The following is a 23,354-nucleotide window of genomic DNA, read 5'->3' on the forward strand; positions in this document are numbered from 1 at the left end:
AATAGGGAAGTGTGACTGATGGACACAAATGCCTTTTATAGAGACACATGGGCAGAAATTAATTTAACAGCAATCAAGCATAATGTTTCACATATGAAAGATCATATCGGTCAAAATGTTCAATTGATGGCTGTTGTGAAAGCCAACGCATATGGACATGGAGATATAGAAGTGGCAAGAGCTGCCCTCAAAGCAGGTGCAGACTTGTTAGCTGTAGCCTTTTTAGATGAGGCCATTTCTTTAAGAAATCAAGGCATTAAAGCACCGATTCTTGTACTCGGCGCAGTACCGCCGGAGTATGTCAAAACCGCTGTTCGATACAATGTGATCATGACCGCTTACTCCACCAGGTGGCTGAGGGAAATCGTCGATATGATGAAAGGGCAGATGGGACAACCCATTCGTTTTCATTTGAAAATAGACAGCGGAATGAACCGTTTAGGTGTGAAAACGTTGGAGCAAGTCAGCGAAGTAAAGAAGCTTGTCAGCGAGCATTCTTATTTACAGCTGGAAGGAGTATTTACTCACTTTGCGACCGCGGATGAAAAGGATGAGAACTATTTTGATCGTCAGGTCGACACCTTTCAAACCCTGCTTCAGCCGCTTCATACGGAAAAGCTGCTCGTTCATTGTGCCAATAGTGCAGCAGGTTTGAGGTTTAAAGAAGTGTTGTTTAATATGGTTCGCTTCGGCATCAGTATGTACGGGCTGTCACCATCAGAGGAAATCAAAGATGAACTTCCTTTCAAGCTGGAAGAAGCCATGTCTCTTCATACAAAACTCGCCCATGTGAAGCTCATTCAAAAGGGTGAGAGTGTCAGCTATGGGGCGACGTATACAGCTAATCAAGATACATGGATCGGTACGGTACCAGTCGGCTATGCAGACGGGTGGATCCGGAAGCTGGCAGGAACGGAAGTACTTGTTGGCGGTAAGCGCCGGAAGATTGCCGGAAGGATATGTATGGATCAATTCATGGTTGAACTGAAAGAGAACCTTCCGGCAGGGGAGCCAGTCGTTTTGATTGGTGGACAAGGTGAAGAAATGGTATCAGTCGATGAAATTGCCAAAAGGCTTGAAACCATTAACTATGAAGTCACTTGCTCCATTGGCCACCGCGTCCCAAGAGTTTATATAGAGGACGGCAAAAGGGTGCATGTGCGGAATCCGCTTCTTCAAGGCGGGGCAAGCTTTTTCTAAACAGCTTTCACAGGAACGATCGTCAAACTGACATCGTTCCTTTTTATTCTACAAAGAAGGGGTAAACATTCTCCCTTTTTTAGAGATTTTGGAAATACCGTATGATTTTCGGAAAAAAGCGTATAATGTGAAAGAGGAACTCCATTATCATCTTTGATTTACGGGTGAACAGCCGCTTCATGTTCTAATAAGAAATCATGAAAAAACAGCTTTGCTTGCGCATTGAATAATGGTATGATTAGTCTTGGAATGGATCGAAACGGTATCCGTAAGTTTTGTGGAGGTGTATGTTTTTTGTCTGAATCCAGCGCAACAAACGAAATGAAGATTCGACTACCGGAGGCTTTGATGTCTGAAATCGAACGAGTAGCAGAGCAGGATAAGGTAACAAGAAATGAATTGATCTACCGAGCGACAAAAACGTATATTCGTGAACGCAATATTCGACAAAATCGTGAATCGATGAGACGCGGCTACATGGAGATGGCGAAAATTAATCTGAATATCTCTTCAGAGGCACAATACGCAGAATTTGAGGCTGAGAATACAGTTGAGCGATTAGTCAGCGGGGGTTAAACATTTGATTGTTAAACGCGGTGATGTTTACTTTGCTGATTTATCTCCTGTTGTTGGCTCCGAGCAGGGCGGGGTTCGCCCAGTATTGGTGATTCAAAATGACATTGGAAATCGCTTCAGCCCGACTGCTATCGTTGCAGCCATAACAGCCCAAATACAAAAAGCGAAATTACCGACTCACGTCGAAATTGATGCAAAGCGCTACGGCTTTGAACGAGATTCTGTCATTCTCTTGGAGCAGATTCGTACAATCGATAAACAAAGATTGACAGATAAAATCACACATCTTGATGATGAGATGATGGAGAAGGTTGATGAAGCCTTACAAGTTAGTTTGGCTCTTATTGATTTTTAATATGGTGATACTTGGTTGCTCTCTTGGGAGCAACTTTTTTTGTGTTCAATTTTTATTAACGTTATAATGAAGAAAGACTAAAAGAAGTGCTGTTTATGTACGTAGGGGGTAAAACATGTCGAATCATATCGTGTTAGCTTTTGCAAGAGAGCATCGAGAGGAATTACAAAAAGAGTGGACGGACATTTTTAGACGACTCGGAGAAAAAGAAACGGACATGATGCTGAACGACAATATGTATGAAACCATCTGTTCGGAATATGTTCAATTAATCATTACATCTCTTTCAGAAGGGTATGCTGAAGATTTTGAAGAAAAAGTGCAAACTTTTGCTTTAAAAATTGTTCAAATGGGTATATCACTTAAGTTACTGGCAAATGGTCTAACAGAAATCCGTTCACATTTATATCACAAAATGAACGATGACAAAGATACAACAGAAGAAAGTCATGACCTCATCTGGCAAATTGATCGATTCATCTCACCTATTCATAACGAGATCTTAAACCAGTATTCCATCTCATGGGAGAAAACAGTCAACCTTCAAAAAATCGCGCTGCAGGAACTTTCTGCCCCGCTGATCCCAGTATTTGAGCACATTACCGTCATGCCGCTTGTTGGAACAATTGACACAGAACGTGCCAAAAAAATTATGGAGAATCTGCTCAACGGTGTCGTCAAACATCGCTCACAAGTCGTCTTAATTGATATTACGGGTGTACCTGTCGTTGACACAATGGTAGCGCATCATATCATTCAAGCATCAGAGGCTGTGAGATTAGTAGGTGCGAAGTGCTTGCTTGTCGGTATTCGTCCAGAAATAGCCCAAACCATTGTGAACCTTGGAATTGATTTATCTCAAGTTACAACAAAGAATACCCTTCAAAAAGGAATTCAAACTGCTTTGGAAATGACAAATCGAAAAATTGTTTCATTGGAGGGATAACCCAGTGAGAAATCACCCGAAGATTCCAATCTTAAAACTATATAACTGTCTTCTGATTTCGATACAGTGGGAGCTTGATGATCAAACAGCTCTCCACTTTCAAGAAGACTTGCTGAATAAAATTCATGAAACAGGAGCAAACGGTGTTGTCATTGACCTCACATCCGTTGACATGATTGATTCCTTTATTGCAAAGGTATTAGGTGATGTGATCACGATGTCCAAGCTCATGGGGGCGAAAGTTGTATTAACAGGAATACAGCCGGCAGTCGCTGTGACGTTGATTGAACTTGGAATATCGCTTGAAGAAATTCAGACAGCACTAGATCTTGAACAAGGGCTTGAGACACTGAAGCGGGAATTGGGGGAATAGATATGAAAGACCAATCCTGTGTAAGAATATTGACGGAATGGGACATAGTCGCAGCAAGACAATTGGGGCGCAATGTTGCAAAAGAACTTGGATTTGGAACAGTTGACCAAGCAAGAATTACGACGGCCATTTCAGAATTAGCTCGAAACATCTATTTATACGCTGGTAAAGGTCAGATTTGTATAGAAGAAGTGATGGAGCGCGGAAAGCGTGGACTCAAAGTCATCGCAGCAGATGAGGGGCCGGGTATCATGGATATACGTAAAGTAATGGAAGACGGATTTTCAACATCAGGCGGACTCGGAGCAGGTCTTCCGGGCGTCAGACGGCTGATGGATGAATTTAAATTAGATTCTGCACCAGAACAAGGAACGGAGATACAAGCTGTTAAGTGGCTTCGCTAGGAGGGAAACCATGGATTTTAAGGAGGTAATGGAGCAGCGGTACCATCAGCTGCTCAGTCGTTATATCAGTGATTTAACTGAAACATCGCTTTATCAAGCTCAAAAATTTAGCCGTAAAACCATTGAGCATCAAATACCTCCTGAAGAAATAGTGAGTGTTCACCGAAAAGTGATTCAGGAGCTTTACCCTGATTTGCCGGAAGATGTTTTTCATTCACTAGACTTCTTAATTGAAGTCATGATTGGGTACGGACTTGCCTACCAAGAACATTTAACACTCAGAGGCATCCAGCAAGAAATAAAATCTGAAATTGAAATTGCTGCAAATGTTCAGCAAACCCTTCTGGAAACGAAAATTCCAGAAGGAGATACCTTTGATATTGGTGCAATTAGTGTACCGGCAAAACAGATGAGTGGAGATTATTACCACTTTGTGACGGATCACGATACAATCAATATCGCGATCGCAGATGTCATTGGAAAGGGAATCCCGGCTGCGCTCTGTATGTCGATGATTAAATATGCGATGGATTCCTTGCCAGAGTCAGGGAGCGGCCCAACAAAGGTGCTGAAAACCCTGAATCGTGTAGTCGAGCAAAACGTAGACCCAAGTATGTTTATCACGATGTTCTATGGCAGCTATAATAAAGAAACGCATGAGTTTAAATACGCATCGGCTGGTCATGAGCCGGGCTTTTTCTATTGCAAAAAAGAGAACACATTTTACGATTTAGATGCAAAAGGGCTTGTCCTTGGGATCGCACCAGACTTTGACTACAGACAGTACGAGAAGCATTTGGACGCAGGAGACATGGTGATCTTATTCTCTGATGGGGTCACAGAATCCAAGTCAGAGGATGGTTTCTTAGAGCGGGAGGACATCAAAACACTCATATCAGAGCACCTATCCTACTCAGCTCAAGAAATGGTGGATGCCATCTACGCCAGCTTACTCAAACTGCAGGATTTTCAGCTGCACGATGACTTTACTTTACTTGTTCTCAAAAGAAAGGTTTAGAAAGTGAACATGCGGGTATATAAAACTTTAGGAAACAAGAATTTCGAGGTGAATGCATAATGAATATGTCTGTAAAAGAGCATCAAATAGATCAAAAAACGAAAATCAGTGTCAGCGGAGAAATTGATGTGTACTCCGCTCCTGAGCTAAGAGAAACGCTCATGCCTAAAGCTGAGGCGGGAGAGCATCTTGAAATCTGCCTAAAGGATGTTACGTATATGGATAGTACAGGTTTAGGTGTATTCGTTGGGCTGTTTAAAGCGGCTCAAAAAGCAGGTGGCACATTAAAGCTTGAGAACTTGTCAGAACGGCTTGTAAGGTTGTTTGAAATCACTGGATTAAAGGACATCATTGACATTTCTGCAAAGTCAGAGGGTGGGGTACAATGAACGAATCAGTAGATCGAATCGAGATGAAAATACCGGCAAAACCAGAATATGTAGGCATCATTCGTTTGACTCTGTCAGGCGTAGCGAGCCGGATGGGCTATGTCTATGAAGAGATTGAGGACTTAAAAATTGCCGTCAGTGAGGCCTGTACAAATGCAGTTCAGCATGCCTATAAAGGTGAAGACGGCGAAGATGGAGAGGTGGCTGTTCGCTTTCTTGTCTACGAGGATCGTCTAGAAATCATTGTCGCTGACAAAGGCGGTAGCTTTGACTTTAAGCAAAAACAGGAAGACCTGGGACCGTACACATCTGCTCATACGGTGGATCAATTGGCAGAAGGAGGTCTTGGTTTATACTTAATGCAAACATTGATGGATGAAGTCGAGGTGCAAGCAAACTCCGGAGTTACCGTGGCGATGACAAAGTTTTTAAACAGGGAGCGAGTTGACCATGACACAACCATCCAAAACTATGAAACTAACTAAAGATGAAGTAGACCGCCTCATCCAAAGCTATCAAACCAATCAAGACGAGCAGGCGCAGCTCACGCTGGTCGAATGCTATACAAACTTGGTTGATATGCTGGCGAAAAAATATTCTAAAGGAAAAAGCTTTCATGAGGACCTCAGACAAGTTGGCATGATTGGTTTACTTGGCGCCATTAAACGATACGACCCGCTCGTCGGTAAATCATTTGAAGCCTTTGCCATTCCAACCATCATCGGGGAAATCAAACGCTTTTTACGAGATAAGACATGGAGTGTCCATGTACCAAGGCGGATCAAAGAGCTTGGACCAAGAATCAAAATGGCAGTTGATCATTTGACAACAGAGACACAGAAATCACCTAAAGTCCAAGAAATTGCAGAATACTTAGATGTAACAGAAGAAGAAGTACTTGAAACCATGGAGATGGGCAAAAGCTATCAAGCGCTGTCTGTTGACCAAGGCGTAGAGGCTGATTCTGAAGGAAGTACTGTGACGATTTTAGACGTTGTCGGCTCACAGGAAGAGGGCTACGAACGTGTGAATCAAAAAATGATGCTTGAGAGTGTGCTTCATGTGCTGTCGGATAGAGAAAAAGAGATTATCAATCTGACTTACTTGCAAAATAAGAGTCAGAAAGAGACAGGCGATTTACTTGGCATATCTCAAATGCATGTATCGAGACTTCAGCGGAAGGCAGTGAAAAAACTGCGAGATGCATTATCAGAAGATGCGTCTATGGAGCTAGGGTAATGAAACAGATTGAACAGCATGAGCATGTAAACGCCATTATCTATCAATCGAATAAAGAAGGAAAACCATGCTGCGGGGACAGTTTTTTTATTAAAGCAGATGATGAAGAACTAATTTGTGCTGTAGCAGACGGATTAGGCAGCGGCCAGTACGCCAATGAATCATCTTCTTTAGTCAGCGAAATTGTCGAAGAATATGGACATGAGGATGTGGCGGCCCTCATCGACAGATGCAATCAGGCTATGAAAAATAAACGCGGGGCCACTGTGGCCATATTAAAGGTGAATTTTTCCCAGCAGCAATTTACCTATTGTTCGGTTGGCAATATTCGGTTTATCTTGAATGCACCTTCTGGCGACTATATTTATCCACTTCCGACATCAGGATACTTATCAGGGAAACCTAGAAAATATAAAACATACACCTATTCCTACGAAAAAGGATCGATATTCATTATGTATTCAGACGGACTGAATGTGCCAAACATGCGCATGTGTTTAAAGCATGGACATTCAGTTGAAGACATCGCCAAACAGCTTGAAACATACACACAAGACAAAAAGGACGATCTCACCTATGTACTTGGTCAGCTCACGTAAAATAGCTGACCTTTTTTCTGTTTTGCCGGTTTTTTTGATACACTAAAAGAGAAGACACAGTGAGAGGATGCAAAGTATGAAGACATCTGACTTTTTATTGAAACAAATTGCGACAGAATTAAAGCTTTCAACAAAACAAATTGAAAGTGTGATCAAGCTCTTAGAGGATGGCAACACCGTCCCGTTTATTGCCCGTTATCGGAAAGAGCAGACAGGCTCACTGGATGAGGTGCAAATTCAAACCATTTCAGAGCGCTATACATATATTCAAAATGTCACGAACCGAAAAGAAGAAGTCATTCGCTTAATTGCTGAACAAGACAAACTAACCGATGAATTAAAACTGAAAATTGAGCAGGCTCATAAACTGCAAGAGGTCGAAGATTTATACAGGCCATTCAAACAAAAGCGCAAAACAAAGGCGAATGTAGCCAAAGCAAAAGGGCTGGAGCCGCTGGCGGAATATTTACTCACGCTGCCAAGCGATCAGGTCGAGAAGAAGGCAGCTGCTTTTATTAACGAAGAAAAAGAAGTAACAAATGTAGAAGAGGCACTTGAGGGTGCGCAGCACATCGTTGCTGAACAGCTCGCAGATGATCCAGATATGCGAAAATGGATTCGCAGTGAAACGTACCAAAAGGGCAGTCTGGTCACATCAGGAAAAGACGTCGAAAGCGATGAGAAAAACGTCTATGAAATGTATTACGATTATCAAGAGCCAATCAAAAAGATTGTTCCGCACCGTGTACTAGCAGTCAACCGCGGGGAGAAAGAGGGCATTTTAAAGGCAGCCATCGAACCACCTGCTGAAAATATTCGCTTCTATCTCGACAAACAAGTTCTAAAAGGCAGACAGACGACGGCGAGACCGTTTATTGAAGCGGCAATCGATGATGCGTATAAACGCCTCATTCAGCCTTCCATCGAACGAGAAATACGAAAAGAGCTGACAGAAAAAGCAGAGGAACAAGCGATTCATATTTTTGCTGAAAACTTAAGAAAACTGCTGCTTCAGCCGCCGATGAAAGGGAAGCGTGTACTTGGAGTCGACCCCGCATTTCGGACAGGCTGTAAATTAGCTGTCGTGGATGATACAGGCAAAGTCCATCATATTGGCGTCATTTACCCGCATCCGCCCGTGCAGAAAAAAGCGGAAGCGAAACAAAAAGTCAAAGAGATCATTCAATCATCAAACATTGAAGTCATTGCGATTGGAAACGGAACAGCCTCAAGAGAGACAGAACAATTCATTGCAGACTTGATTCAAGAGCTGGATCAGCCGGTGTCTTATTTGATCGTGAATGAAGCTGGAGCAAGTGTATACTCCGCATCAGCGCTGGCACGAGAAGAGTTTCCAGATCTGCAAGTCGAAGAACGAAGCGCCATCTCAATCGCTAGAAGATTACAAGATCCTTTAGCAGAGCTCGTGAAAATTGATCCGAAGTCTGTCGGTGTGGGCCAATACCAGCATGACGTGAGTCAAAAGCAATTAAACAGCTCGTTAACCTTCGTTGTTGAGACAGTCGTCAACCAAGTCGGTGTGAACGTCAATACAGCCTCACAGGCGCTGCTGCAATACGTATCAGGCCTTTCAAAAGCCGTCGCAGGGAATATCATCAAGCGCCGCGAAGAGATTGGGAGATTCACAAGCAGAAAAGAATTGAAGGATATTCCAAGGCTCGGTGCTAAGACATATGAGCAGTGTATCGGTTTCCTTCGCATTACAGATGGACAAGACCCGCTTGATCGTACAGGTATTCACCCTGAGAGCTATAAAGAAACAAAACAGTTTTTACGCATGATCAACATGACACCAGACGATCTTGGCACAGAGCAGTTAAAAGAGAAAATTGCTGAAGTTAAACTGGACGAAGCAGCCCAGCAGCTGGACATTGGGACCATTACACTTCAAGATATCATTGATCAGCTGACAAGGCCTGAGCGCGATCCGCGGGATGAAGTACCAAAACCGCTGCTCAAAACAGATGTGTTGAAATTGGAAGACTTGAAGCAAGGAATGGAGCTGCAAGGAACGGTGAGAAACGTTGTAGACTTCGGCGCATTCGTTGATATAGGCGTAAAGCAGGATGGGCTTGTGCATATTTCTAAGCTAAGCAACCGTTTTGTGAAGCATCCGCTTGATGTTGTATCAGTTGGTGACATTGTGACCGTATGGGTGGACTCTGTTGACCAGGCAAAAGGCCGCGTTGCCCTCTCCATGCTGAAACCAGAGTAAACAAAAAAATGAGGCGCACCTTAGGATGGGGTGTGCCTTGATGTGACTGAATGTTTTTTTCTATAAAAGTACCAGCATTGATTCAGCAATTTGATTTGATAATGATTTTTCTCATAAAATGCCTTCTGCATCTGATTTTTCAGCCAGTTGGGCATCGCCCATTCCTCCTTTGGTCGAAACAGTGGATGTACCTTCAATGTATGCATAGGGGAAATTGTCCCGTTCGAGGTTTTTATAGAAAGGAACGATCTGATTGAACGAGAAAGAGCTACAGCAGTTAACAGAGCACATTTCCCAGCAGTTCTTTGGCAAGACATTCCGCCATCAGGCTGTTTTTAATGACCGGTTAAAAACGACAGGCGGGCGATATTTACTTGGTACACACAACATTGAACTAAACCGCCGATACCTAGAGGAGCATGGACGAGAAGAATTAATCGGAATCATCAAGCATGAGCTGTGTCATTATCATCTGCATCTTGAAGGAAAGGGCTATCAGCATCGCGACCGTGATTTTAAAGCGTTATTAAAGCAAGTAGGAGCCCCGCGTTTTTGTACACCGCTAAAGACCGTACAAAATAAGCGCCGTGCGGGGAAACGCCATGAATATATTTGCACAGGATGCGGCCGGTCTTTTATAAGGAAAAGACGGTTTGATACCTCTCGTTATGTATGCGGCGTCTGCAAAGGAAAATTAAAGTGGCTGCGCACAATCGATTCATTGTGATAAGCATTCCTCTACGGGGATGCTTTTTTTTGTTCCAATTGATGTGTGGACATATTGAGACAAAAAGAGACGCATGTCTCATTTTGTCTCTTTTTTCATCGGTGTGATTCAGACAAAGCCTAAGTGTTTATGCGTCGTCATGTTGGCACGATTTTTGCTTGTATAGAAGTGCAAGCAAAAAAGATAGGAGGTTTTACTAAATGGAAATGGCATTGAGTAAAGAAAAAGCCGTATGGATGTATCAAAAGATGCAGGAAATCCGCCAATTTGAAGACCGGGTGCACACGCTTTTTACAAAAGGAATTTTGCCGGGGTTTGTCCATCTTTATGCTGGCGAAGAAGCTGTTGCCGTAGGAGTCTGTGCTCATCTGAATGAAAAAGACAGTATTACAAGTACACACCGGGGCCACGGCCACTGTATAGCGAAAGGCTGTGATCTAAAAGGAATGATGGCAGAAATCTATGGGAAAGCCACAGGTCTCTGTAAAGGCAAAGGCGGATCCATGCACATTGCAGATTTTGATAAAGGAATGCTCGGTGCCAACGGAATTGTTGGAGGCGGCTTTCCTCTTGCGTGCGGGGCAGCCCTCACAGCCAAATATAAAAAGACAGAAAATGTAAGCGTTTGCTTTTTTGGAGATGGTGCAAACAATCAAGGGACTTTCCACGAAGGAATCAATCTCGCGGCCATCTGGAAACTGCCCGTCATTTTCATTGCAGAAAACAATGGATACGGGGAAGCGACACCATTTTCTTATGCTTCAAGCTGCAAATCAATCGTGGATCGAGCGGCCGGTTATGACATTCCTGGGATTCAAGTAGATGGAAAAGATGTGATGGCCGTTTATCAAGCCGCAGAACAAGCAATTGAACGAGCAAAAAATGGAGAAGGTCCAACATTGATTGAATGCATGACATATCGGAATTATGGCCATTTCGAAGGAGACGCCCAGCGTTACAAAACCAATCAAGAAAAAACAGAACACCAAGAAGAGAGAGATGCGATCGCTCTTTTTAAAAATGAATTAATCAAGCAGCAGCTGCTGACGAATGGGGAGCTATCAAAGATTGAAGCGGCTGTAGCAGAAGCGATAGATGAAGCCGTTACATTCAGTGAAGAAAGTGAATATCCAGATCAGACCGAATTATTGACCGACGTGTATGTTTCGTATCAATAAATCAAAGGGGGAGAGGAAAATGACAAGAGAAATCAGCATGTCTAGTGCATTAAATGAAGCGATTAAACTTGCCATGAGAAGAGACGAGGATGTCATTTTAATGGGAGAAGATGTTGCTGGAGGTGCTCATGTCGATCACTTACAGGATGATGAAGCATGGGGCGGTGTGCTTGGTGTAACGAAAGGAATCGTTCAGGAGTTTGGACGTGAGCGAGTTCTTGACACACCGATTAGTGAAGCTGGCTATGTAGGTGCGGCCATGGCAGCAGCTTCCACAGGGCTAAGACCAATTGCAGAACTCATGTTTAATGATTTTATCGGCACCTGTCTGGACCAAGTGCTGAATCAAGGAGCAAAATTCCGATACATGTTTGGCGGAAAAGCAGAGGTACCGATCACGATCAGAACGACACATGGGGCGGGTTTTAGAGCAGCTGCTCAGCATTCGCAAAGCTTGTATGCGCTATTTACAAGCATCCCTGGATTGAAAGTAGTGGTGCCTTCTTCACCATACGATGCCAAAGGATTGCTGCTGGCAGCCATCGAGGATCAGGACCCTGTCATCTTTTTTGAAGATAAAACGCTTTACAATATCACAGGAGATGTTCCAGAGCGATACTACACGCTGCCGCTTGGTAAAGCAGAGGTGAAAAGAGAAGGCTCAGATGTGACCATTTTTGCGGTAGGCAAACAAGTTCATACAGCACTCGAAGCGGCAGAGCAATTAGCTACACGTGGAATTGAAGCAGAGGTCATTGATCCAAGAAGCTTGTCGCCGCTCGATGAAGAAGCCATTCTAACTTCAGTAGAAAAAACAAATCGGCTTGTCATTGTAGATGAAGCAAATCCAAGGTGCGGAATTGCCGCAGATATTTCTTCTCTGGTTGCGGATAAAGGATTCGATTTACTTGACGCTCCAATCAAAAAAGTGACGGCTCCTCATACACCGGTTCCGTTTTCACCACCGCTTGAAGATATCTATTTGCCGACACCTGATAAGGTTGTGAACACCGTATTAGAGATGGTTGGAAAGAGTCATGACAAGATCTTGAACTAAAGAAAGGAGAGAGGGAGATGGCTGTCGAGGTTGTGATGCCGAAATTGGGCATGTCAATGAAAGAAGGAACGGTATCTGTCTGGAATAAAGAGGTCGGAGAAACCGTAAATAAAGGGGAAAGCATTGCAAGCATCAACTCTGAAAAAATTGAAATGGAGATCGAATCACCTGCAGAAGGAACCATATTGGATATAAAAGTGCCTGAGGGAGAAGGTGTACCGCCTGGCACGGTCATCTGCTATATCGGTGAAGGAAATGAACAGGTCGAGGAAAAGAAAGAAAAAGACCTGCTGCCAAAACAAAAGAAAGTGAGAAAGAAAATCTCCCCTGTGGCACGTAAGATTGCTCAAAGCGCTAATCTGGATATTCATACTTTAGTGGGAACAGGGCCAGATGGGAGAATCACGAAAGCGGATGTGCTTCGGGCACTTCCTGATGAAAAAGAAAACCAACAAAATGAACCAAAGCATCAGCCAGTCAGCATGATGCGGAAAACCATTGCCTCGCGAATGATGGAAAGCCTGCAAACAAGTGCACAATTAACAATAACGATGAAAGCGGATGTGACAAAGCTGACAGCATTACAGTCTGAGTTGAACGAAACAGCCGCAGCACGACACGATATGAAATTAACCATGACCGATTTTGTAGCCAAAGCAGTGATTCTTTCCCTGCTAGAGCATCCTGCAATGAACAGTCAATATCAGAATGATAGAGTCGAAACTTTTGAGTATGTACATCTTGGAATCGCTGCTGCTTTAGATCACGGTCTGGCAGTGCCTGTTATTCGGCATGCGGAAAAACTTTCACTTATTGAGCTGGCGAAGAGTATCAAATCGTATGGCAAAAAAGCACGTGAAGGCAGACTTCTTCACGATGAAATTGAAGGCTCTACCTTTACAATCACTAACCTAGGTGCCTATGGTGTGGAACATTTTACACCGATTTTGAATCCGCCGGAAGCAGGTATTCTTGGCGTTGGCAAAGCGGATCACATGCCTGTTTATCATGGGAATGAATTATGTAAAGGGACGATCCTGCCACTCAGTCTGACATTTGATCACCGCGTGCTGGACGGAGCGCCGGCATCACAATTTTTATCAACTGTTAAAACGTATTTAGAAAATCCAGTATCCATTCTTTTATAGGAAGAAGGTGAATTGAATGACGCTTGTCATTATAGGAGGCGGGCCAGCAGGATATGTGGCGGCAATTACAGCCGCCCGATTTGACAGAGAGGTTGTACTAATCGACCAAGGCCTGTTAGGAGGGACCTGCCTGAATGAAGGCTGTATTCCAACGAAAGCACTTTTGCAAAGCGCCGATATGTACGAGCATGTGAAATCAGCTGGACATTTTGGAATTGAGCTTCCAGGGAAGGAGCCTGTCATTCATTGGGATGCCGTTCAAAAGCGGAAGCGGTCAGTCGTCAAGCAGTTGACTGATGGCGTTCGTTATTTGATGAATAAAAACAAAATCAGCGTGTTAAATGGGAAAGCATCATTTCTTTCAGCTCATGAGCTATTGATAGAAAGTGAAGGGAAATCTGAAATCATTCAAGCCAAACAATTCATTATTGCTACGGGATCAGAACCTGCTGCTTTACCTTTCGCCCCATTTGATAGAGAGTGGATCATTGATAGTAAGGATGCCATGACGCTCCCTTCAATACCAGATTCGCTTTGTATCATTGGTGGAGGGGTGATCGGCTGTGAGTTTGCAAGCATCTTTAGCAGAATGGGATCAAAGGTTGTCATGGTGGAGCAGGCAGCACACATTTTACCTGAAGAAGATCACGATACAGCTAACTGTCTTTACGATCAGCTTCAAAAAGCAGGTGTAGAGATTTTGACATCAGCAGCAGTCAAACAGCTTGATGCAAGCTCAAAAAAAGTGGTCGTTGAGAAGGTTCATGGGGAGCGCTGTGACATCCAGTCTGATCATTGTTTAGTCGCCATTGGCAGAAAGCCGAGGCTGGAAGAGCTGAATCTTGAGCAGATCGGCATTGAATTTGATAGGAACGGCATCTGCGTGAATGAGCATATGCAAACCAATCTCCCGCATATCTATGCGTGCGGTGATGTGACAGGCGGCGTTCAGCTTGCTCATGCTGCTTTTCATGAAGGAACGATTGCGGCATCACATGCATCAGGGGAAGATGTAAAGGTCAATGAACACGTGATTCCAAGGTGCATCTACACGTCTCCAGAAATCGCTAGTGTCGGTTTAAATGAAGAGAATGCTAGAAAACAATATGGGGAGATTCGGATAGGGACATTCGCATTCTCTGCAAATGGAAAAGCACTAATTTTAAATCAGCCAGCTGGTCAAGTAAAGGTCATTGTCGAACCGCAATATCAAGAAATTTTAGGTGTATCCATCATCGGACCGAATGCCACAGAACTGATTGGACAAGCGGCGGTGATGATGCATACAGAGTTGACAGCTGATACATTAGAGCAGTTTATTGCGGCACATCCGACACTCTCTGAGGCGATACACGAAGCCTTGCTGCAAACAAATGGACGAGCGGTGCACTGCTGATAGAGAAACCTTCTATCCGAATGACTTCCTGGGTCAGCCAATAATTGAAAGCGCTTTTATAATTATCTATAATGGATAAAAAGCCCCCAGAGGAGAGGATGGAATGAATCCGACGCCTTGTTATTTAAATACTTGGAAACGTTTTGTTCATGAAGGTTTGCTTGATAGGTCTCGTCTGGATAAGAGAGTGATGGAGTCATGGCACAGATGTAAACAGGCAAATGTGAACCCGTATTTAGATAAAGGACAGTCGTTGTTAGAAAAGGAATTATTCAGTGTTCAAAAAAAGAAGTACTCACTCTTTCTAAATGCCGCTCTTCCTTACTTAAATAAAATCAGTCAGCAATTAAAAGAATCTGACATGATGGCTTTACTCATCGATGCAGATGGTTATGTGCTAAGTCTGACTGGAAGCCAAAGGACGCTGGTCGAAGCGAAAAAAATAAATTTTATGGAGGGCGCGCGCTGGACCGAAGCCGATGTGGGGACGAACGCTATTGGAACGGCACTGGTCATTGGGGAAGCTGTAGCGATCAACGGAACTGAGCATTTTTCAGTCGCTTCCCACCATTGGAGTTGTTCAGCGGCCCCTATTCGTGATGCAGACGGCACGATCATAGGAGTCATTGATATCTCCTGTATGGCGGATCAAAGGCATCCTTTTATGCTTGGGATGGCTTCAACAGTTGCATATGCCATAGAGAGAGAAATTCAGGTCCAGCAAAAAAGGAAAGAGATGGAGCTGATCAGTCATTGTCTCCAGCAGGTGGAAGATGACGAGCCGTATGTTGTCTGTAATGAGAAAAAGCAGATTGTTTTGGCAAGTAAGCCAATTAGAGACCGATTTTCAGACTGGTATGGAATGGATGTTGAGCTGCTCACGGGTGATACATTTGTTACACGGGACAAGCAGATCATTCAGTCAGAACAGGACGGGAAGCTGCTTGGGATGTCTTTTTCGCTTGAAGAAGCAGCAAAGAGCAATATAACCGTTTCTTTTGCTCAATTTCCCGGGGAATCTGGAACAAGTACGGTATTTCAACAGACGCTCAGCAAAATAAAACGAGCGGCACAAACAGATGCAAATGTATATATTTGGGGAGAAACAGGTACAGGGAAAGAACTGGCCGCTCGAGCGATTCACTTAGCTAGTGAAAGACATGAAGGACCGTTTATTGCCGTTAATTGTGGAGCCATACCTGAAAGCCTGTTAGAAAGCGAACTATTTGGTTATGCTGAAGGGGCTTTTACAGGGGCAAAACGTCATGGAGCAAAGGGGAAGTTTGAACAGGCGCAAAAAGGAACGCTCTTTTTAGACGAAATTGGAGAAATCCCTTATGCGATGCAAGTGGCGCTTCTTAGGGTCATTGAAGAAAGGAAAGTCGTACCGCTCGGCGGGACACACGAAATCCCTTTGGATATTAGAATCATTACAGCGACACACCGAAATATGAACGAACTGTTGAAGGAAGGTAAAATACGAGAAGATTTGTATTACCGACTTCATGTCTACCCAATCAACATCCCGCCGCTTAGGGAAAGAAAAGAAGACATTGTTGATTTATATCGTTACTACCAAAAGAAACACCAATGGAATGCAGCATTTCCTGAATCATTTTTTCGTAAGCTTGAAGCGTACCATTGGCCAGGAAATATACGAGAGCTTTTTAATCTGTTTGAACATATAAGGGTACTGTTTCCTAAAGGAGGATGGATTAGTGAATCGCAATATGCGGCGGTATTAGAGGCGATGGATCAGGAAAAGCAGAAGCTGCATCTACCAGAGTATACCGAGAATCCAAAAGAACTCACGTTTAGGGAACGCATTCAAAAGCAAACAGTGATAGACGCACTTCACAAAACGAAGGGCCATGTGTCAGAAGCAGCGAGGTCAGCAGGCGTGCCAAGAAGCACCTTTTACAAGTGGATGCGGAAGTATAAGCTGTCATGAACCCATAAAGAGCGCAGCAGCAAGGAGGCCTTGGTCTTTCAATTAGAGGTCGGGGTCTTTCTGTCATGTCTAAACAGAAAACAAAAAGGAAGGAAGAAAGGCTTGACTGTTATATTAGTATATGTTAAATTATAAAAGTCGTCGCTAATGAGACAGGAATGAAACACTTAAAAATTCTTGACACATTTTTCTGGCATAGATATAATGAAACATGTCTTATTATTCCGCAGTAGCTCAGTGGTAGAGCTATCGGCTGTTAACCGATCGGTCGTAGGTTCGAGTCCTACCTGCGGAGCCATAATGGAGAAGTACTCAAGTGGCTGAAGAGGCGCCCCTGCTAAGGGTGTAGGTCGTGTAAGCGGCGCGAGGGTTCAAATCCCTCCTTCTCCGCCATTATTGTATGGCCCGTTGGTCAAGCGGTTAAGACACCGCCCTTTCACGGCGGTAACACGGGTTCGAATCCCGTACGGGTCATGTTTTGTTTTTTGATTCGTTGGGCTATAGCCAAGCGGTAAGGCAACGGACTTTGACTCCGTCATGCGTTGGTTCGAATCCAGCTAGCCCAGCCATTTTTTATATATGTTTTTCTGCATAGCAGATGAGCCATTAGCTCAGTTGGTAGAGCATCTGACTTTTAATCAGAGGGTCGAAGGTTCGAGTCCTTCATGGCTCACCATTGTCACGCGGGTGTGGCGGAATTGGCAGACGCGCTAGACTTAGGATCTAGTGTCTTTATGACGTGGGGGTTCAAGTCCCTTCACCCGCATTGTTTTTTCAAACAGTGCACTTATGAATATATGAGCACATCATACACGCGGTCGTGGCGGAATGGCAGACGCGCTAGGTTGAGGGCCTAGTGGGTGAATAACCCGTGGAGGTTCAAGTCCTCTCGGCCGCATCTAAGAAACCAAAGTTTGTAGACCTTTGGTTTTTTTTGTATCCTCTAAAGTATAGTTACCAGTCATGATGCGGTTGTTGTCCATAAGAACATCATGAATAAATTCTTTTATTCAGCTTCTAGCTTCCTTTCATTTTTTATATTGTTAAATAAAGGTTTCGATGAGATAATTTGATAAAATGGAATTAAGTTGCATAAGGTCAACTTCAAAAAATTTATAAGCTCATGACCAATTCATGATTATCCAGAAAATACAGCAATTTGTGTCAACATAAAAATTGGTTGACTAAATTAGCCTGTCCCTATAAAACTATTCAATATGAAAAAGGAGTTATAGCATGATAAAAAGGTTTTCTCTAGTTTTACTTACTCTAATGATGTCTATAGTTGTTATGCTAGTGGCTGCTCAAAATTCCCCTGGAGATAATGTCATTTCATTTGATCAGCCTCGCATCTTAATAATATCAATTGGAATAGTGGTTTTTTTATTCATTCCTCCGTTGGTGATGTCTTTTTTCAGTAACTTGATTGTGAGAACTATATCTGGTGTATACCAATGTTTTATTGTTCTCTCTTTTCTGGTACTAATTCCAATAGGATTTTTTATTCCAGATGGCTTTTTGACAATTGTTGTTTCTATCGCAGGAACTTTAGTCAGCGTAGCTAGTCTTATAGTAACTTTAATAATAGATAGGAATAAAAATGTTGAATATTAGCTGAAATAGAAATGACATCAATTTTCTAAGAGTACAGTAATGTTTTCGTTATTACCACTTTTAAATAATACTGACAGATGTCTGAAAAATGGAATGACGTTATGAACTTGTTTATTCCTTTCGAGATTGAACGTCCATTTTGTAGAAAAAATTATCTTAAAGTCAGAGAAGAACAAAATTATGTGGGATCGTTGATTTTGTTCTTTTAAATCCTAAATTGCAATTATTTCCGATTCATGTTACAATAAGAATAATTATTTTTGTTCGGCGTAAAGGATAGCATGAAGAAAGACTTTTCGTCTTGAGGATACTTTGGGCAAGGATAGTATAATACATTGTGTGGTATACGCACGAGGAGGCAACAAACATGGAACAAGGTACAGTAAAATGGTTTAACGCAGAAAAAGGTTTTGGATTTATCGAACGTGAAGAAGGCGACGATGTATTCGTACATTTCTCAGCTATCCAAGGTGACGGATTCAAATCTTTAGACGAAGGTCAAAAAGTAACATTTGACGTAGAGCAAGGTTCTCGTGGAGCTCAAGCTGCTAACGTTCAAAAAACTGCTTAATCTTCATCCTTTTAAAACAGGTTCTCTGTAGAGAGCCTGTTTTTTTATGCTTTCACGCATTTTTTCAATAAAAAACCCTACTCAGCGTACAAGTAGGGAGGTGTTACAAGGTAATCGTAAAAAAATTCATGCTTCAAAGGTTTATCAACAGTATAGCATATTGGATTTACAATATGCGGAATTTGCCTAAATAAATTCTTTTTTTCTTTAATAAATTGAAGGATGGACATGTTCGTAGAGAACTTGTATTCAAAAATGGTGAGTGTGGAAGAGGTTCTTAACAGAAACTTTTGATTTGTTTTTCTGTAATTCCTTTGATGACTTCTAATTCACTTAGCAAAAATTCATGGGCATCATCCAGCATTTTCTTTTCACTTGCATTGAGTGCTTTCTCTTTCCTCATACGCATCAGATCACGCACAACTTCAGCACCTTCTTGGATGTTACCCGTTTTTATTTTGTTTGTGTTAATTGTATGCCGTTCTTTCCATGTCAGTAATTGATCTGATTTGCCATGCTGGAAAATGTGCATTACATTCTTTAAAGCCAGTATATCTGTAACAGGTCTAATACGTGAACCTGACATTTTCCGTGTTGGAATCATTACTTTCATATGACTGATTGACATTTTAATCACATAATACTGTTGTTTTTCATCAGAGAATTCTTTTTCTTCTATGGCTTCAATTATACCTGCTCCGTGCATTGGATAAACAATGTTATCACCAATTTGAAACATATCATCCACCTCCATATAATGTATCTACTTTAAGGGTACCACACTTAGAGGTTAAATAATCAAATTTTTAATAATAACATGTTTATTTATTTGTTGTCAATAAATTTTGTTCTAAAAAAGGGAGGTTATTTTGTGGGAATTTTGGATGTGATTTTTTTCATTTGAACATATCCTCCTCGCTATAAGAAAAACAGGATATCCACAATAACAGCTCGGGTGCCAGCCTTTATATCCGTATCAAGTCATTGAAACGTAAACAGCTGTTTATGAGGAAATCATGTTAAAAAAAGACCAGCCATTGAGCTAGTCTTTCAAAAAAGAATCCGATCATAATGTCGAAATATCAATCACAAACCGGTAACGAACATCACTTTTCAGCACCCGTTCATACGCTTCATCAACTTGATTAGCGTTGATCACTTCAATTTGTGGCGCAATGTTATGAGCAGCTGCGAAATCGAGCATTTCTTGTGTTTCTTGGATGCCGCCAACGAGTGAACCAGCTATGCTGCGGCGGCCGGAAATTAATGAAAAGACGTGGAATTGATCCGGCTTAGGCGGTGCACCGACGTTCACCAAGGTTCCATCTACACGGAGTAAGGACAAATAGGCATCCACGTTAATGTTGGCAGAGACCGTATTGAGAATAAGGTCGTACTGACCGGCTAGTGTCTGAAACGTATCAGGATCACTTGTAGCAAAATAGTCTTTTGCACCAAATGATAGGGCCTCTTCTTTTTTATTCAAAGAGCGGCTCAATACCGTCACTTCAGCGCCTAGAGCACTCGCGAATTGAATAGCAACATGGCCGAGCCCGCCCATTCCGACGATCGCAACCTTTTTGCCAGGGCCTGCCTTCCAGTGCTTTAATGGAGAATAAGTTGTAATGCCAGCACAGAGAAGAGGGCTTGCGGCATCAAGGGACAGTTGATCAGGAATGCTGACGACAAATCGTTCAGTCACGACAATTTTTTGACTGTAGCCGCCATAAGTCGGCTCCCCGTCATAGTCACGGCTGTTATACGTTTGGACGACCCCTTTTGTGCAATACTGCTCGTCTCCATTTTGACAATATTCACAGGTGCCGCAGGAATCCACAAAGCAGCCAACGCCTACACGGTCTCCGATCTGAAACTTCGTCACATCATCCCCTACAGCTGTAACGACCCCAGTGATCTCATGACCTGGAACCATCGGGAAAATGCCGCCGCCCCATTCATCAAAAGCGCTGTGGATATCTGAATGACAGATCCCGCTAAATTGAATATCAATTAAAATATCATGTGGACGAAGCGCTCTTCTTTCAATGGTCGTCCGTTCAAAATTCGCTTTTGCATGTGATACACTTAAAACGTTTGATTGGTGCGTCTGACACATTCTTGATCATCCTTTCAAAAATAAGATTCGATTCTTTCCTCTATACTGTACGTCTTAAAGTGAACTATAAGTCAACAGAAAACCTTCTGTAATAATAAATCCAGGCTGTTACAACATTCTTGATATCAAGAATTGAGCCAAAAGCATCTTGCTTTCTTTTTCAAAATGGAGATGATGAGGAAAGGGAGATCGGAAGGTAAGAGAAAGAAGGAGGGCACAATGAAAATAGCACAAGCAGCAAAACAGCTCGATTTATCCACTGCGACACTTAGATATTACGAGAATATTGGTTTGATTAGGGAAATCAAACGTGACGATCATGGGATTCGTGATTATACGGAGGATGATCTTCAATGGATCGAATTTATCAAGTGTATGAGAAATGCAGGGCTCTCGATTGATGCGCTTAGAGAATATACAGCCTTATTTTTTGAGGATGATGATCATACGTTATCTTCGCGAAAAAACATTTTGGTCAATGAACGAGAAAGACTCGTTCAAAAACAAAAGGAAATCGAAGAGACCATTAAACGATTGGATTTCAAAATAGAAAGTTATGAAGATATTATCCACAATCATGAGAAAAAACTCGCTCATCAGCTGAAAACTCATTCTAATTAAACGAAGAAAAACCTGTGAAAAATCACAGGTTTTTTGATAGAGTTATCTTTTTGTGTAACGCACCCAGTTATAATGTGCGTGGAGCGGGGTAACACCGTTGTAGGAGCCGAGCCATTCATCGACACCTGCACCATTCCACAGGTTCATCATAATTTTCCCTGGTGTTTGAGGAATTTGAGTGGTGGCGGTATGCTTTAATTGTCCATCGACATACCATTTGATAGAGTTTGGCTGCCAGTCAAATGCATACGTGTGATAAGAGTTCGCTGCATCGAAACCAAGGTTGACGATCTTTTCATGATTTCCTACACCATTGGTATAGTAGTTAAACTGTACCTTTGTCGTATCTTTTCCTAGAAATTCAATGTCAATCTCATCCCAAGGCGTGCCATCAGTCGGTCCCGTATAAGTGAAGAAAGAAGAGACGATCCCCACATTTTTGGCTGGCTTCATGTTGACTTCATATAGCCCATAGCCGTAAGTTTGTGTGGAGCGGTTTTCTCCGCAGTCAAATTTATTATAGGCGGGACTTGTGAGCGATAAACGCATTTCACCTGATGAGGTCATCGACACGTTATTTGCACGCCACGTACAGTTAAACATGTTTCCATTCGAGTATCCATCGGCTTTTTGCCATAACCCCGTATTATAGTTGTTAAAAGGTTCATAAAACGATCCACCCGTTTGTGCCGAGGCACCCGCTGTAAATGTGGACAAACTCAAGACTAATCCAGTGACAAGCAGCATCAACATTCGTTTCATACGGTACATATTCGCATTCTCCTCTCCTTTTATGGAAGCGCTTTCTTTATTGATCATACATGATTCTTTCAAAAGGGAAAATCGGTCTAAATAATGATAAACAGTGTGCATTATTTAATAGAATTGAAAGAAGGATCATAAGTAAAAAATAATGATTGACATTGCGGACAGTTGTCCGTAAGATAATATCGGGACAATTGTCCTAAGAAAAACCTAAAGTGTTTTGATTTAACACATAGAGATAAGTGTCATGTGGATGAAGGTAAAGAAGGTGAGCATGGTGGAAAAGGATATTGGGGAGGAAATTGAAGAGATTGCATTCTCCTTGTTTCAAGAATTTGGTGTAGAAAATGTCAGCATGCATAAAATTGCGAAAACAGCTGGTGTTGGGCAGGGTACTCTTTACCGCCGCTACGCCAATAAAAGTGATTTGTGCCTTTCTATCCTTGGGGAGAGATTTGAACAGCTGATACCAGCTTTGCATCTTTACTTGAGCAAAATAAGTGATCAGCCGGTCCGTGAACGTTTGCGCTACGTTCTTGAAGAAATTCATCTCATCGTCGGTCACCATTTAGACTGGATTCGGATGCTCACAATCTCTGGGAGTTTAGAGCAGACAAGTAAAGTGTATGAGAGTCATTACAGTCAATCACTTAGACAAATCATTCGTGATTTGCTTGAAGAAGCGAGAGAAAAGGGAGAAGCGAACATACAGGACATAGAACTGACAACGTTATGTATGTCCTCTCCAATGACGCCTGAGCTCATGTTTTATATACATGAATCCGGCTATTCAATCGAAAGAATCGCTCAATTTGCTGCAGAAAAACAGATTTTATCCGTCTTTCAATAGACATGAAAGTGGCTCATTTCTGACC

Annotated in this window: 26 protein-coding genes and 7 tRNA genes; 29 read left to right on the plus strand and 4 right to left on the minus strand. The window is 42.5% G+C overall.

Features of this window, described 5'->3' with window-relative positions; translation table 11 throughout:
* Positions 1–18 precede the first annotated feature (18 nt).
* The 12 genes from alr (at position 19) to MHB66_RS02585 (ending at position 9,335) form a co-directional block, all read left to right on the plus strand.
* Complete coding sequence (alr, locus tag MHB66_RS02530; RefSeq protein WP_046313970.1) at positions 19–1,200, plus strand: alanine racemase; 1,182 nt, start codon at positions 19–21, stop codon at positions 1,198–1,200.
* Between the two features lie 294 nt (positions 1,201–1,494).
* A complete protein-coding gene (locus MHB66_RS02535; protein ID WP_003214273.1) occupies positions 1,495–1,776 on the plus strand; it encodes a hypothetical protein in 282 nt (93 codons plus the stop codon).
* Between the two features lie 4 nt (positions 1,777–1,780).
* The gene (gene ndoA / locus MHB66_RS02540) at positions 1,781–2,131 is read left to right on the plus strand and encodes a type II toxin-antitoxin system endoribonuclease NdoA (protein ID WP_024425388.1); all 351 of its coding nucleotides are present in this window, start codon (positions 1,781–1,783) and stop codon (positions 2,129–2,131) included.
* A gap of 115 nt (positions 2,132–2,246) precedes the next feature.
* Positions 2,247–3,077 carry an RsbT co-antagonist protein RsbRA gene (locus MHB66_RS02545; RefSeq protein ID WP_046313972.1) on the plus strand — a complete coding sequence of 277 codons (831 nt, stop codon included), beginning with the start codon at positions 2,247–2,249 and terminating at the stop codon, positions 3,075–3,077.
* 4 nt (positions 3,078–3,081) lie between these two features.
* Entirely contained in the window at positions 3,082–3,450 is a 369-nt protein-coding gene (rsbS, locus tag MHB66_RS02550) for an RsbT antagonist protein RsbS (RefSeq protein ID WP_003214235.1), read from the plus strand.
* 2 nt (positions 3,451–3,452) lie between these two features.
* Positions 3,453–3,854, plus strand: coding sequence for an anti-sigma regulatory factor (locus MHB66_RS02555; RefSeq protein ID WP_024427376.1), 402 nt, complete (start codon positions 3,453–3,455; stop codon positions 3,852–3,854).
* 10 nt (positions 3,855–3,864) lie between these two features.
* Positions 3,865–4,872: a PP2C family protein-serine/threonine phosphatase gene (locus MHB66_RS02560; protein WP_024425391.1), complete on the plus strand. Its 1,008-nt coding sequence runs from the start codon at positions 3,865–3,867 to the stop codon at positions 4,870–4,872.
* Between the two features lie 59 nt (positions 4,873–4,931).
* Positions 4,932–5,261, plus strand: a complete 330-nt coding sequence (locus tag MHB66_RS02565; RefSeq protein ID WP_024425392.1) for an anti-sigma factor antagonist — start codon at positions 4,932–4,934, stop codon at positions 5,259–5,261.
* Positions 5,258–5,746, plus strand: a complete 489-nt coding sequence (gene rsbW, locus MHB66_RS02570; RefSeq protein ID WP_034283945.1) for an anti-sigma B factor RsbW — start codon at positions 5,258–5,260, stop codon at positions 5,744–5,746. The genes MHB66_RS02565 and rsbW overlap by 4 nt, the downstream gene beginning before the upstream one ends.
* Positions 5,712–6,500 (plus strand): RNA polymerase sigma factor SigB, encoded by a 789-nt coding sequence (gene sigB, locus MHB66_RS02575; protein ID WP_024427378.1) that lies wholly within the window; start codon positions 5,712–5,714, stop codon positions 6,498–6,500. The genes rsbW and sigB overlap by 35 nt, the downstream gene beginning before the upstream one ends.
* A complete protein-coding gene (locus MHB66_RS02580) occupies positions 6,500–7,099 on the plus strand; it encodes a PP2C family serine/threonine-protein phosphatase (protein ID WP_034283944.1) in 600 nt (199 codons plus the stop codon). The genes sigB and MHB66_RS02580 overlap by 1 nt, the downstream gene beginning before the upstream one ends.
* Positions 7,100–7,175: 76 nt before the next feature.
* Positions 7,176–9,335, plus strand: coding sequence for a Tex family protein (locus tag MHB66_RS02585; protein WP_046313974.1), 2,160 nt, complete (start codon positions 7,176–7,178; stop codon positions 9,333–9,335).
* 20 nt (positions 9,336–9,355) lie between these two features.
* On the opposite strand, the gene cmpA is transcribed toward MHB66_RS02585, so the two are convergent.
* Complete coding sequence (gene cmpA, locus MHB66_RS02590) at positions 9,356–9,490, minus strand: cortex morphogenetic protein CmpA (protein WP_008346893.1); 135 nt, start codon at positions 9,488–9,490, stop codon at positions 9,356–9,358.
* Positions 9,491–9,588: 98 nt separating this feature from the next.
* Here cmpA and MHB66_RS02595 point away from each other — a divergent pair, with 98 nt between their 5' ends.
* The 15 genes from MHB66_RS02595 to MHB66_RS02665 all read left to right on the plus strand — a co-directional run bounded on the left by MHB66_RS02595 (position 9,589) and on the right by MHB66_RS02665 (position 18,977).
* On the plus strand, positions 9,589–10,062 hold the full coding sequence (locus MHB66_RS02595) for a SprT family protein (RefSeq protein WP_046313976.1): 474 nt from the start codon (positions 9,589–9,591) through the stop codon (positions 10,060–10,062).
* A 200-nt stretch (positions 10,063–10,262) separates the two neighbouring features.
* Positions 10,263–11,240, plus strand: a complete 978-nt coding sequence (locus MHB66_RS02600; RefSeq protein WP_034283940.1) for a thiamine pyrophosphate-dependent dehydrogenase E1 component subunit alpha — start codon at positions 10,263–10,265, stop codon at positions 11,238–11,240.
* Positions 11,241–11,259: 19 nt separating this feature from the next.
* Positions 11,260–12,297, plus strand: coding sequence for an alpha-ketoacid dehydrogenase subunit beta (locus MHB66_RS02605; RefSeq protein ID WP_046313978.1), 1,038 nt, complete (start codon positions 11,260–11,262; stop codon positions 12,295–12,297).
* A 17-nt stretch (positions 12,298–12,314) separates the two neighbouring features.
* Entirely contained in the window at positions 12,315–13,445 is a 1,131-nt protein-coding gene (locus MHB66_RS02610) for a dihydrolipoamide acetyltransferase family protein (protein WP_046313979.1), read from the plus strand.
* Between the two features lie 16 nt (positions 13,446–13,461).
* Positions 13,462–14,841 (plus strand): dihydrolipoyl dehydrogenase, encoded by a 1,380-nt coding sequence (lpdA, locus tag MHB66_RS02615; protein ID WP_046313981.1) that lies wholly within the window; start codon positions 13,462–13,464, stop codon positions 14,839–14,841.
* Positions 14,842–14,944: 103 nt separating this feature from the next.
* Positions 14,945–16,792: a sigma-54-dependent Fis family transcriptional regulator gene (locus tag MHB66_RS02620; RefSeq protein WP_046313983.1), complete on the plus strand. Its 1,848-nt coding sequence runs from the start codon at positions 14,945–14,947 to the stop codon at positions 16,790–16,792.
* A gap of 223 nt (positions 16,793–17,015) precedes the next feature.
* A tRNA-Asn gene (locus MHB66_RS02625) sits at positions 17,016–17,090 on the plus strand.
* 4 nt (positions 17,091–17,094) lie between these two features.
* Positions 17,095–17,185 (plus strand) — tRNA-Ser (locus tag MHB66_RS02630).
* Between the two features lie 9 nt (positions 17,186–17,194).
* Positions 17,195–17,266, plus strand: a tRNA-Glu gene (locus tag MHB66_RS02635).
* 20 nt (positions 17,267–17,286) lie between these two features.
* Positions 17,287–17,361 (plus strand) — tRNA-Gln (locus tag MHB66_RS02640).
* Between the two features lie 31 nt (positions 17,362–17,392).
* Positions 17,393–17,468: transfer RNA gene (locus MHB66_RS02645), tRNA-Lys, on the plus strand.
* 7 nt (positions 17,469–17,475) lie between these two features.
* A tRNA-Leu gene (locus MHB66_RS02650) sits at positions 17,476–17,558 on the plus strand.
* 48 nt (positions 17,559–17,606) lie between these two features.
* Positions 17,607–17,690, plus strand: a tRNA-Leu gene (locus MHB66_RS02655).
* Positions 17,691–18,028: 338 nt separating this feature from the next.
* Positions 18,029–18,406: a hypothetical protein gene (locus MHB66_RS02660; RefSeq protein ID WP_034284113.1), complete on the plus strand. Its 378-nt coding sequence runs from the start codon at positions 18,029–18,031 to the stop codon at positions 18,404–18,406.
* A gap of 367 nt (positions 18,407–18,773) precedes the next feature.
* On the plus strand, positions 18,774–18,977 hold the full coding sequence (locus MHB66_RS02665) for a cold-shock protein (protein WP_003214229.1): 204 nt from the start codon (positions 18,774–18,776) through the stop codon (positions 18,975–18,977).
* Between the two features lie 277 nt (positions 18,978–19,254).
* Here MHB66_RS02665 and MHB66_RS02670 read toward each other — a convergent pair whose 3' ends face one another.
* Positions 19,255–19,716 carry a CarD family transcriptional regulator gene (locus MHB66_RS02670; protein WP_101677100.1) on the minus strand — a complete coding sequence of 154 codons (462 nt, stop codon included), beginning with the start codon at positions 19,714–19,716 and terminating at the stop codon, positions 19,255–19,257.
* A 327-nt stretch (positions 19,717–20,043) separates the two neighbouring features.
* A complete protein-coding gene (locus tag MHB66_RS02675; RefSeq protein ID WP_046313986.1) occupies positions 20,044–21,093 on the minus strand; it encodes an NAD(P)-dependent alcohol dehydrogenase in 1,050 nt (349 codons plus the stop codon).
* Positions 21,094–21,312: 219 nt separating this feature from the next.
* On the opposite strand from MHB66_RS02675, the gene MHB66_RS02680 reads away from it, so the two are divergent.
* A complete protein-coding gene (locus tag MHB66_RS02680) occupies positions 21,313–21,714 on the plus strand; it encodes a MerR family transcriptional regulator (protein WP_008346757.1) in 402 nt (133 codons plus the stop codon).
* A gap of 42 nt (positions 21,715–21,756) precedes the next feature.
* Here MHB66_RS02680 and MHB66_RS02685 read toward each other — a convergent pair whose 3' ends face one another.
* A complete protein-coding gene (locus tag MHB66_RS02685; protein ID WP_046313988.1) occupies positions 21,757–22,485 on the minus strand; it encodes a glycoside hydrolase family 16 protein in 729 nt (242 codons plus the stop codon).
* Positions 22,486–22,756: 271 nt separating this feature from the next.
* On the opposite strand from MHB66_RS02685, the gene MHB66_RS02690 reads away from it, so the two are divergent.
* Entirely contained in the window at positions 22,757–23,329 is a 573-nt protein-coding gene (locus tag MHB66_RS02690; RefSeq protein WP_046314028.1) for a TetR/AcrR family transcriptional regulator, read from the plus strand.
* The last annotated feature ends 25 nt before the right edge of the window (positions 23,330–23,354 follow it).

It is taken from the genome of Bacillus sp. FSL L8-0167 (genome assembly GCF_038630295.1).
GTDB classification, from domain to species: Bacteria; Bacillota; Bacilli; order Bacillales; family Bacillaceae; genus Bacillus; species Bacillus safensis.

What these genes read in the sequence shown, in the direction of transcription:
- MHB66_RS02660 (WP_034284113.1), top strand. Translation starts at nt 18,029, where the DNA reads ATGATAAAAAGGTTTTCTCTAGTTTTACTTACTCTAATGATGTCTATA.
- MHB66_RS02555 (WP_024427376.1), top strand. Translation starts at nt 3,453, where the DNA reads ATGAAAGACCAATCCTGTGTAAGAATATTGACGGAATGGGACATAGTC.
- rsbW (WP_034283945.1), top strand. Translation starts at nt 5,258, where the DNA reads ATGAACGAATCAGTAGATCGAATCGAGATGAAAATACCGGCAAAACCA.
- MHB66_RS02665 (WP_003214229.1), top strand. Translation starts at nt 18,774, where the DNA reads ATGGAACAAGGTACAGTAAAATGGTTTAACGCAGAAAAAGGTTTTGGA.
- sigB (WP_024427378.1), top strand. Translation starts at nt 5,712, where the DNA reads ATGACACAACCATCCAAAACTATGAAACTAACTAAAGATGAAGTAGAC.
- MHB66_RS02545 (WP_046313972.1), top strand. Translation starts at nt 2,247, where the DNA reads ATGTCGAATCATATCGTGTTAGCTTTTGCAAGAGAGCATCGAGAGGAA.
- MHB66_RS02620 (WP_046313983.1), top strand. Translation starts at nt 14,945, where the DNA reads ATGAATCCGACGCCTTGTTATTTAAATACTTGGAAACGTTTTGTTCAT.
- MHB66_RS02670 (WP_101677100.1), bottom strand. Translation starts at nt 19,716, where the DNA reads ATGTTTCAAATTGGTGATAACATTGTTTATCCAATGCACGGAGCAGGT.
- MHB66_RS02685 (WP_046313988.1), bottom strand. Translation starts at nt 22,485, where the DNA reads ATGTACCGTATGAAACGAATGTTGATGCTGCTTGTCACTGGATTAGTC.
- MHB66_RS02560 (WP_024425391.1), top strand. Translation starts at nt 3,865, where the DNA reads ATGGATTTTAAGGAGGTAATGGAGCAGCGGTACCATCAGCTGCTCAGT.
- MHB66_RS02675 (WP_046313986.1), bottom strand. Translation starts at nt 21,093, where the DNA reads ATGTGTCAGACGCACCAATCAAACGTTTTAAGTGTATCACATGCAAAA.
- MHB66_RS02565 (WP_024425392.1), top strand. Translation starts at nt 4,932, where the DNA reads ATGAATATGTCTGTAAAAGAGCATCAAATAGATCAAAAAACGAAAATC.
- MHB66_RS02680 (WP_008346757.1), top strand. Translation starts at nt 21,313, where the DNA reads ATGAAAATAGCACAAGCAGCAAAACAGCTCGATTTATCCACTGCGACA.
- MHB66_RS02600 (WP_034283940.1), top strand. Translation starts at nt 10,263, where the DNA reads ATGGAAATGGCATTGAGTAAAGAAAAAGCCGTATGGATGTATCAAAAG.
- MHB66_RS02580 (WP_034283944.1), top strand. Translation starts at nt 6,500, where the DNA reads ATGAAACAGATTGAACAGCATGAGCATGTAAACGCCATTATCTATCAA.
- MHB66_RS02605 (WP_046313978.1), top strand. Translation starts at nt 11,260, where the DNA reads ATGACAAGAGAAATCAGCATGTCTAGTGCATTAAATGAAGCGATTAAA.
- lpdA (WP_046313981.1), top strand. Translation starts at nt 13,462, where the DNA reads ATGACGCTTGTCATTATAGGAGGCGGGCCAGCAGGATATGTGGCGGCA.
- alr (WP_046313970.1), top strand. Translation starts at nt 19, where the DNA reads ATGGACACAAATGCCTTTTATAGAGACACATGGGCAGAAATTAATTTA.
- MHB66_RS02610 (WP_046313979.1), top strand. Translation starts at nt 12,315, where the DNA reads ATGGCTGTCGAGGTTGTGATGCCGAAATTGGGCATGTCAATGAAAGAA.
- cmpA (WP_008346893.1), bottom strand. Translation starts at nt 9,490, where the DNA reads ATGCCCAACTGGCTGAAAAATCAGATGCAGAAGGCATTTTATGAGAAA.
- MHB66_RS02585 (WP_046313974.1), top strand. Translation starts at nt 7,176, where the DNA reads ATGAAGACATCTGACTTTTTATTGAAACAAATTGCGACAGAATTAAAG.